The following is an 8,966-nucleotide window of genomic DNA, read 5'->3' as shown; positions in this document are numbered from 1 at the left end:
TATCAATAAACAATATGTTAATTTGTGGATAAAATGTTCATAATGTGTGTATAACAAATGATTTTAAAAAAATTGTAAAAAAAAGTGTGTATAACCTTAAAAAAATCAAAAATAAAATTGACAAAAATGCTAGAGTTTCTTATACTATTGGGGACTGTCTTAGTGTTTTACATTACATTTAGAAGATAGATATATTCCACAGGAGGTGTCATGAATGAAAAGAACTTATCAACCAAAAAAACGTCATCGTCAAAAAGTTCACGGTTTCCGTAAACGTATGAGTACAAAAAATGGACGTCGCGTATTAGCAAGCAGACGTCGTAAAGGTAGAAAAGTATTATCTGCTTAATAAAAAATGCAAGGATCACTGGAAACAGTGGTCTTTTTATTTGTATTAATGTAGTTTTCAATAAAAAAATATATTATAATGAATAAGATTATGACAAGATAAAGGTAGTTTAATGAAAAAAGAATTTCGTGTAAAAAGTGAAATGGATTTTAAAAAAATTTTTGATAAACGACAATCAAAAGCCAATAAACAGTTTGTTATTTATTATTTAGAGAAAGAAAATCAAACGCATATTCGTGTAGGGTTGTCCGTAAGTAAAAAATTGGGAAATGCTGTTGTTAGAAATGGCATTAAGCGAAAAATTCGTCGTGCTTTTCACGAATTGGAAGGTAGTTTTCAAACAAATTATGATATAATTGTCATTGCGCGAACACCTATCATTGATATGAGTGTAGAAGACATTAAAAAAAGTTTATTACATGTGGCAAAATTATGCCAAATTATGAATTAAGGAGACTATATGGGAAATTTATGGACTAGTTTTGTAGAATTAGCATCACAATTTATTTTGTATTTATCACAATTATTTAACAATAATTATGCAATGGGTATTATTTCATTTACGATAATTACACGTATTATTTTATTGCCATTAATGCAATATCAAATGAAAATCACACGTAAAACCGCTGAATTGCAACCTGAAATGAAAAAATTACGTGAAAAATATTCAGCACGTGATCGTCAAACACAATTAGAATTACAATCAGCCATTAGTGAATTAAATAAAAAACATGGTGTGAATCAATGGGCAGGTTGTTTACCATTATTACTACAATTGCCAATTATGATTGCTTTATATCAAGCAATTTCTACGACAAAAGAATTAACTACCGGTCATTTTTTCTGGGCAGAGTTAGGTAAAACAGATGCTACGTTTATTTTACCTGCATTGGCTGCTTTCTTTACATGGTTAAACTCATGGTTGACGTTACAAGGTCAAACAAAAGACATGCAACAAGGAAAAGCGTTACAATTATACTTTTTACCAACAATGATTTTTTTCTTATCAATTAGTTATAACTCTGCATTAGCTTTATACTGGGTAGTAGGGAATATGTTTACCGTATTACAAACATTATTGTTAAATAATCCGTTTAAAATTAAAGCAGAACGCGAAAACAAAATTAAAGAAGAAAAAGCAAAACAACGTGCATTGAAAAAAGCTAAAGCACGTGCATTAAAACGTAAATAGAAAGGAATGCCAATGAATACAATTACAATGACAGCAGCAACTGTCGAATTAGCAATTGAAAATGGTTTAAAAAAATTAAATGCTTCTCGCGAAGATGTGATTATTGTTGTGTTACAAGAAAATAAAAAAGGTTTTTTAGGTTTTGGTCAAAAAGAGGCTATTGTCTCATTAACCGTTAAACCAAAATCATTTGAACAAAATGAAACAATTGTAGAAAAATCAGTAAAATCAGTTGAAAAAGATGTTAAATTAACTGAAAAAGTTGTTGAAGAAAAAAAGGTTTCAACAACTACTCAAAAAACAGTTGAGGCAACACCACAACCGACACATCATCATAAAGTTGATGCTAATGAAAAATATAAAGAAGTTGTTACTTATTTAGTGAATATTTCAAAAGAATACGGTGCGGATATTACAGTTGATGTAAAAGAAACATCTAAAAAATTAATTTTCCAAATTGAAACGGCTAAAGCTGGTTTATTAATTGGAAAATACGGTAAAATCATTAACGCTTTACAAGTGTTGACACAAACAATGGTGTATCGTGAAGATGAAAAAGCGCCAATGGTTATTGTAAATATTGGTGATTATCGTCAAAAACGTGAAGAAAAATTAAAAGAGATGGCTGATCGTACAGCAAAAAAAGTGCTTCGTACACGCCAAGCGGTTTATTTAGAACCACTACCAGCATTTGAACGTAAAATTGTTCATGCACGTATTAGTAGATACGATCAATTGGTAACACAATCAGAAGGTAAAGAACCACATCGCTATTTAAAAGTGGAATTTAATCAAAAACCTTTTTAAAGGATAAATCATTAAAATCGAAATTTTTCAATCTAGACTGTTGATAAACTAAATCATCAACAGTCTTTTTTTATGTTCATTATCGTAAGTAGTCAAACAAAAGGTACTGTTAAATTAGATTGATGTGTTATGCTATTCGCCCTAAAAATGATACAGCCAATTTTAAAACAACAAAAAATCCAACCTATTTTTTACAAGCAAAAACAGGTTGGATTTTATTTTATAAATCTTCAAATGCTTCTTCATCAGAAACAATTGTTAATTCGTCTTCAATAGCGTCTTTATCATCCACTAATGTATCTAAATCTGATGAGTAATCGTCTAAATCAGTTGTTTCCTCACTATCATCTAATTCATCAATGTCTTCATCATCATCTAATGTATCTAAATCTTCGTCTTCTGGATCATCGTTGCTGTAATCAACATCGTCATCACTTGTAACGAACGCATTAAGTTTTTTACGTTTTTTACGACGTACAGTTGTTTCTTCTTCTAATGAAACTAATTCTTCATCAATCGAATCAATTGCATACCATGAACGTAATCCCCAACGATTATCGCCTAAAGAAATAAAACTGCCGTCAATATTTAATTCCGTATAAAATACAGGCATTTGACGTTCCAATTTTTCGTCATTTAATTCCATGTATTCTTGAACAGCGACTAACAGTTCATTAAACTCCATTACGTCACCTTTTTGTTCTAAAATAGCGTGTGCTACTTCAACCATGGATAATTCATTTTTATTGATGCCTTCTAAACCAATCAATGTCATCTATCGGTACACCCTTTCACATTTGTATGTTTTAGTTTATCAGTAAATTAGTGTTTTTTCAATGAAAGCTACATGAAATTTAATTTTTTTTCACAAATTCTGATTTTAATTTCATTGCACCAAACCCATCAATTTTACAATCAATGTTATGGTCACCTTCAACTAAACGAATATTTTTAACACGTGTTCCTTGTTTAATGTCTTTAGGAGCACCCTTTACTTTTAAATCTTTAATGACTGTAACAGTATCCCCGTCTTGTAATAAAGCACCATTCGCATCTTTAACGATTAAAGTTGATTCTGCATCACTCTCGTTTGCGTCCCACTCATACGCACATTCCGGACAAACAAGTAAAGCGCCATCTTCATAAACATACTCACTAGCACATTTCGGACAATTTGGTAAACTCATTTTCTAACTCCTTGCTTTTTATTCTCAATCATCATATAGATAAATGGTTCAAAATGCAAGTTCTTGCTGTGGTGTAAAATGCTTTCAATTTTAAAAAGATGTCGCAAAAAAGAAAGAAAACATTAAAAAGCGTGATTTTTTTGTATTTTTAGGGCAAAGTCCATTATAATGGTAGAGCAATTAATTCACTAAAGAAGAGGCAAATATGTTTCAAACAGAATTTAAAGAAAAATATCCACACATTATAGCCACCGAAAATGGCTTATTAAAAGATTATACGTATACAAAAACAGGTGGAGCAGCAGAATTACTTGTTTTTCCGAAAACTAAAGACGAATTACACCATATTTTAACATTTACAAAAGAAAAAAATATTGCATTAACCGTTTTAGGTAATGCCAGTAACGTTATTGTAAAAGATAGCGGATTATCCGGTATAGTTGTCATGCTTGAAAAAATGAATGACATTTCAATTGATGGTGAAAAGGTTTATGCACAAGCTGGTGCAAAATTAGTGGATGTATCACAATTTATTCAAAAACATACGCTAACAGGATTTGAATTTGCATGCGGTATTCCTGGAAGTGTTGGTGGTGCGGTGTATATGAATGCCGGTGCGTATGACGGTGAAATGAAAGACGTTATTGTATCGGTTGATGTGCTCACACGAGATGGTGAAATGAAAACCTATACAAATGAAGACATGCAATTTGCTTATCGACACAGTAAAATTCAAGAAACAGGCGATGTTGTTGTATCGATGACGTTACAATTAGCCGTTGGACAACAAAATCTTATTGATGAAAAAATTAAAAAATTGACAGATTTACGCCAATCAAAACAACCGTTAGAATACCCAAGTTGTGGGAGTGTGTTTAAAAGACCGGAAGGGTATTTCGCTGGTAAACTGATTCAAGATGCACAATTACAAGGGTATCGTATCGGTGGTGTTGAAGTGTCTAAAAAACATGCCGGTTTTATGGTCAATGTTGATAATGGAACAGCAAGTGACTATGAAGCGTTAATCAAACACGTGCAAAACACCGTAAAAAAACAATTCAATGTTGAATTAGAAACGGAAGTGCGTTTCATTGGAAAATAAGACGGTTCAATTACAGTTACGATCATCTATTCAACAGCAACACGATACAGATGTTATCGAAAAAAAATATGAAGCAACGTATCATCTTGTAAATGGTGTACATTATTTTCGATTTGAAGATGATGAAACGGGGAAAAATACAGTAAAAATTGATGTCAAACAAAAGGTCATGACATTTTTGTGGGAAAAACACGCCATTAAAAGAGTGGTTTTTTCACAACAGGATGACACGCAAATGCACTATCATTTGCCGCAAGGTATGATGGTTTTTGATGTGCAAACAACAAAATTAGATTATCTGTTCAATGAGCAAGGCGACATGATTGCCTTTCATTTACATTACAAATTGAAACAGGACAATCAATTATTTGGACGCTATCGCTTACAGTATACTGTACAAAACTAACACAAAAAGGGAAAATATGGCAAAAAAAGCAAAATATCATTGGGTAGAAAAAGCGCTACATAGCGAACAAGACGTTAAAGCCTTTCAAGAAGAAACGGGGGTGGGACGACTATTTGCGCAACTGTGCTTACAACGTGGCATTGATACACGGGAAAAATTAGAAACGTTTAAACGACCAGATTTATCACAATTACATGATCCGTATTTAATGCATGACATGGAAAAAGCGGTAGAGCGCATTCGATGTGCTATTGAAAATGGCGAAAAAATTCTAGTCTATGGTGATTACGATGCGGACGGTATTACGAGTACGTCGATTTTATGTGAAGCGATTGATACACTTGGTGGAAATGTTCATTTTTATTTACCAAATCGGTTTACAGATGGGTACGGACCAAACGTTGAAGTGTTTCGGTACATGATTGATGTCGATAAAGTCGATTTAATTGTGACGTGTGATAATGGGGTAGCCGGTCACGAAGCGATTGCTGTTGCTATGTCTAAAGGTGTTGATGTGGTGGTAACGGATCACCATGAATTACCTGCTGAATTACCAAATGCGTATGCGATTGTCCACCCAAGACACCCAAAAGGGCAGTACCCTTTTGGTGATTTATCGGGTGCAGGCGTTGCTTTTAAAGTTGCAACGGCATTGTTGGACGATGTGCCAATGGAAAGTTTGGATTTAGTAGCTATTGGTACCATTGCTGATTTAGTCAGTGTGACAGACGAAAATCGAATACTTATTCATTACGGATTAGATATGCTGAAACAAACGCAACGCATTGGATTGCAAAAACTCATGGAAAGTGCAAACGTTAATACACAAAAATTGACGGCGGATAATGTTGGTTTTGCAATTGGACCACGATTAAATGCGATTGGTCGATTAGATGATGCAACACCGGGCGTTGAATTAATGATGACGTTTGATGATGAACAAGCCGATGAGTTAGTGGCGTTAATTAATGCAAAAAATGATGAACGTAAACAAATTGTTGCCAATATCGTGAATGATGTGATGCAACAAATTCAAGGAAATGCAGATAATTTCATTTTATTAGCGAGTAAAAATTGGCATGCTGGTGTATTAGGTATTGTGGCCAGTCAAGTCGTTGAAAAAACCGGTAAACCAACAATTTTGTTGCAAATTGATGAAGAAACGGGTATTGCAAAAGGTTCGGGAAGAAGTGTTGAAGGCGTTAATTTATATGATGTTTTAACGGAGTGTAGCGATTTTATCGCAAAATTTGGTGGTCATGAAATGGCTGCTGGATTAAGTGTGTCGATAGATAACATTGATGCATTGAAACAAGCGTTGCAACACATTGTCCCAGTCGTTGAAAGACCAACACGGTATTATGATTTAAGCGTAGAAAGTAGCGATTTAACGATTGATTTTTTACACGAATTAAAACAATTTGAACCGTATGGTACCAATCATGACAAGCCTATTTTTAAAATTGAAAATGAGAAATTGTCACAAACAAAATCTATTGGCGACAAAAAACAACACTTGAAGGGACGTATTGGGCAACTTGATTTTGTACTGTTTAATGCAGGACATGTGCAATCCCAGTTATTAGATGATATTGAAACAACGGCTTGGGTGCAGTTAGGCATTAACGAGTGGAATGGTATTGAAAGTGTCCAAGGACACGTTTTAGATACGCAAATTACGAAAAAACAGTGGTTTGATAAACGGACAACCGTTATCAAAAAAGAAGATGTGATGATTGAAAATGCCATTTATGTCTTTTTCAATCAAAAATATTACGACTTTTTTGCTACAAAAGTGCCAACAACGTCAAAAAGTTTAATGGCAGAGACGATTGATCATCATGAAAATTTATTTTGTGAACATTTGGTAATTTTTGATTGTCCAGAAACAATAGAATCGCTACAACATGTGTTAAACAAGGTAGCCTATGACAATGTCCATGTGATGTGTCATACACAAAAGAATTTATATTTAATTGGCACACCGACACGACAACAATTCGCTAATGTTTATAAAATTTTAGCCAATGAAAAGCAAGTCGTCCTTAAAAATCAGTTAGATCGTTTGTCCAAAGTATTGGGCATGCAAAAAGATTTATTAATTTTAATTATTCAGGTGTTTTTTGAAGCTGAATTTGTTAAAATAGAGGATGGTACGCTAACTTTTGTTGGCAATACACAAAAAGTGGATTTAATGCAAACGCAAGTGATGAAAAAACATCAACAACTTATGGTAGTTCAAAAAGAATTGTTATTTACGCCGTTTGCGACACTTCAAATACATTTAAAAATGGATGATAACAAGGAGTAACTTATGGATTTAAAACAATATATTACAACTATTCCGGATTTTCCAACACCGGGAATTTTATTTAGAGATATTACACCATTAATGGCTAATGGGCCAGCATATCACTATGCAACACAACAAATTGTAGAGTATGCAAAAGAAAATCAAGTGGATGTTATCGTTGGACCAGAAGCACGTGGCTTTTTAGTTGGGTGTCCAGTGGCAACAGAATTAGGCGTTGGTTTCTTGCCTGTACGTAAAAAAGGTAAATTACCGGGAGAAACGATTGAGGTATCCTACGATTTAGAATACGGCTCAAACGTTTTAGAAATGAACAAAGATGCCATCAAACCAGGGCAACGCGTGTTAATTACAGACGACTTATTAGCAACAGGCGGTACAATCGCTGCAACAATTGAATTAATCGAAAAACAAGGTGGTATCGTCGTCGGCGCAGCATTTTTAATTGAATTAGCAGACTTAAACGGCCGTGAAAAAATTGGCAATTACGATATTAAAGTATTGATGACGTATTAAAAAAAGCATAGACTGTTGACAAATTAGACTGTCAACAGTCTTTTTTCGTATCAGACGTTAAGTTGTACGGCTTACCGCGATGTACACGATACATCGCTCGTTCTCTACTACGTGCGAGAACGAAGCCATTCGTACAACAACGTCTGATACGATAATAGCGGTTAAAAATGATATAATTATAAACAAAATAAACACTCAAAATTTAGAAAAGAACTAACATAGAAACAGTAAATCAAAAGGTTCACTGTTTTTTTTTGTTCTATGTCAAATGGTGGTTATTAGTAAAAAAGTAGTGATTTAACACAAAATAAATTAGGGTCGACAGCTTATGCCGTCAACCCTAAAAATTGTATAGTTTTTTGATTAAATTTTTTATCTATCCGCTTCGATTAAGCCGTATTTGCCGTCTTTTCTGCGGTATACGACACACATGTCTTCTGTTTCCATATCGATGTAGGCGAAGAAATCATGTCCTAACATGTTCATTTGTAAGATAGCTTCTTCAGCGTCCATTGGTCTAAAAGGAATGCGTTTAATCCGTACAATTTCTAAATTATCGTTTTCTTCAACAACGTCTTCGTTCGGTGCAAAGGCATTTTCAAAAGCAAAACCGTTATCACGTGATTTTTTTTGAATTTTTGTTTTGTAACGACGAATTTGACGTTCCAATTTATCAATTACCAAATCAATACTTCCGTATAAATCAGGTGATGTTTCTTCAGCACGGAGAACTAAAAATGGAAGTGGAATAGTTACTTCAACTTTTGCAGTTTTATCAGGATAAACTTTTAAGTTTACATGAGATATAACAGACGGCACGTGTGTAAAGTAACGTTCTAAGCGTGTCAATTTCTTTTCACAATACTCACGAATCGCTTGAGTAACTTCGATGTTTTCTCCTCTGATATTAAATGTTAACATAATTATCTCTCCTTCCAGCCGACTATCGTCTAGAATATTTTATAGATTTCTCTACGTGAATAGTGTAACATATTTTTTATTTTTTTGAAAGCCTTTTCAAACGTATTTTTTTGATTTTAGAAAATTTTTTCAAGTGATTTTTAGGGTTGTTTTTTAGAGTGATTTCAAAGGA

11 protein-coding genes are annotated in these 8,966 nt (G+C 33.4%); 8 read left to right on the top strand and 3 right to left on the bottom strand.

Annotated features, from left to right (window positions below):
- Nucleotides 1-214: 214 nt before the first annotated feature.
- The 4 genes from rpmH (at nt 215) to J7S27_06690 (ending at nt 2,351) form a co-directional block, all read left to right on the top strand.
- Nucleotides 215-349: a 50S ribosomal protein L34 gene (gene rpmH, locus J7S27_06705; GenBank protein QTU82953.1), complete on the top strand. Its 135-nt coding sequence runs from the start codon at nt 215-217 to the stop codon at nt 347-349.
- 112 nt (nt 350-461) lie between these two features.
- Nucleotides 462-800, top strand: coding sequence for a ribonuclease P protein component (gene rnpA / locus J7S27_06700; GenBank protein ID QTU82952.1), 339 nt, complete (start codon nt 462-464; stop codon nt 798-800).
- Nucleotides 801-809: 9 nt separating this feature from the next.
- Complete coding sequence (locus tag J7S27_06695; protein ID QTU82951.1) at nt 810-1,544, top strand: membrane protein insertase YidC; 735 nt, start codon at nt 810-812, stop codon at nt 1,542-1,544.
- Nucleotides 1,545-1,556: 12 nt separating this feature from the next.
- Nucleotides 1,557-2,351: a protein jag gene (locus J7S27_06690; protein ID QTU82950.1), complete on the top strand. Its 795-nt coding sequence runs from the start codon at nt 1,557-1,559 to the stop codon at nt 2,349-2,351.
- Between the two features lie 220 nt (nt 2,352-2,571).
- Here J7S27_06690 and rpoE read toward each other — a convergent pair whose 3' ends face one another.
- Together rpoE and J7S27_06680 are read right to left on the bottom strand one after the other, a co-directional pair.
- Nucleotides 2,572-3,126 (bottom strand): DNA-directed RNA polymerase subunit delta, encoded by a 555-nt coding sequence (gene rpoE / locus J7S27_06685; GenBank protein QTU82949.1) that lies wholly within the window; start codon nt 3,124-3,126, stop codon nt 2,572-2,574.
- Nucleotides 3,127-3,205: 79 nt separating this feature from the next.
- A complete protein-coding gene (locus J7S27_06680; GenBank protein ID QTU82948.1) occupies nt 3,206-3,538 on the bottom strand; it encodes an alkylphosphonate utilization protein in 333 nt (110 codons plus the stop codon).
- A gap of 205 nt (nt 3,539-3,743) precedes the next feature.
- Between J7S27_06680 and murB the strand changes: the two genes are divergently transcribed.
- Genes murB through J7S27_06660 form a run of 4 tightly spaced genes read left to right on the top strand, consistent with a single transcriptional unit; the run spans nt 3,744 to nt 7,873 of the window.
- Nucleotides 3,744-4,640, top strand: coding sequence for a UDP-N-acetylmuramate dehydrogenase (gene murB, locus J7S27_06675; protein ID QTU82947.1), 897 nt, complete (start codon nt 3,744-3,746; stop codon nt 4,638-4,640).
- Nucleotides 4,630-5,046, top strand: coding sequence for a DUF1934 domain-containing protein (locus tag J7S27_06670; GenBank protein ID QTU82946.1), 417 nt, complete (start codon nt 4,630-4,632; stop codon nt 5,044-5,046). The genes murB and J7S27_06670 overlap by 11 nt, the downstream gene beginning before the upstream one ends.
- Before the next feature lie 16 nt (nt 5,047-5,062).
- The gene (gene recJ, locus J7S27_06665) at nt 5,063-7,357 is read left to right on the top strand and encodes a single-stranded-DNA-specific exonuclease RecJ (GenBank protein QTU82945.1); all 2,295 of its coding nucleotides are present in this window, start codon (nt 5,063-5,065) and stop codon (nt 7,355-7,357) included.
- 3 nt (nt 7,358-7,360) lie between these two features.
- Nucleotides 7,361-7,873, top strand: coding sequence for an adenine phosphoribosyltransferase (locus J7S27_06660; GenBank protein ID QTU82944.1), 513 nt, complete (start codon nt 7,361-7,363; stop codon nt 7,871-7,873).
- 372 nt (nt 7,874-8,245) lie between these two features.
- Here the strand turns inward: J7S27_06660 and raiA are convergent, their stop codons facing one another.
- Nucleotides 8,246-8,794 (bottom strand): ribosome-associated translation inhibitor RaiA, encoded by a 549-nt coding sequence (gene raiA / locus J7S27_06655; protein QTU82943.1) that lies wholly within the window; start codon nt 8,792-8,794, stop codon nt 8,246-8,248.
- Between the last annotated feature and the right edge of the window lie 172 nt (nt 8,795-8,966).

The organism is Carnobacteriaceae bacterium zg-C25 (assembly GCA_017945845.1).
In the GTDB taxonomy this organism is placed as follows: Bacteria; Bacillota; Bacilli; order Lactobacillales; family Aerococcaceae; genus WM01.
This window is presented reverse-complemented; position numbering and strand designations above follow the sequence as displayed.

Coding starts and splice junctions, on each gene's coding strand:
- rpoE (QTU82949.1), bottom strand. CDS start 3,126: ATGACATTGATTGGTTTAGAAGGCATCAATAAAAATGAATTATCCATG.
- J7S27_06690 (QTU82950.1), top strand. CDS start 1,557: ATGAATACAATTACAATGACAGCAGCAACTGTCGAATTAGCAATTGAA.
- J7S27_06660 (QTU82944.1), top strand. CDS start 7,361: ATGGATTTAAAACAATATATTACAACTATTCCGGATTTTCCAACACCG.
- rnpA (QTU82952.1), top strand. CDS start 462: ATGAAAAAAGAATTTCGTGTAAAAAGTGAAATGGATTTTAAAAAAATT.
- J7S27_06695 (QTU82951.1), top strand. CDS start 810: ATGGGAAATTTATGGACTAGTTTTGTAGAATTAGCATCACAATTTATT.
- recJ (QTU82945.1), top strand. CDS start 5,063: ATGGCAAAAAAAGCAAAATATCATTGGGTAGAAAAAGCGCTACATAGC.
- raiA (QTU82943.1), bottom strand. CDS start 8,794: ATGTTAACATTTAATATCAGAGGAGAAAACATCGAAGTTACTCAAGCG.
- murB (QTU82947.1), top strand. CDS start 3,744: ATGTTTCAAACAGAATTTAAAGAAAAATATCCACACATTATAGCCACC.
- J7S27_06680 (QTU82948.1), bottom strand. CDS start 3,538: ATGAGTTTACCAAATTGTCCGAAATGTGCTAGTGAGTATGTTTATGAA.
- rpmH (QTU82953.1), top strand. CDS start 215: ATGAAAAGAACTTATCAACCAAAAAAACGTCATCGTCAAAAAGTTCAC.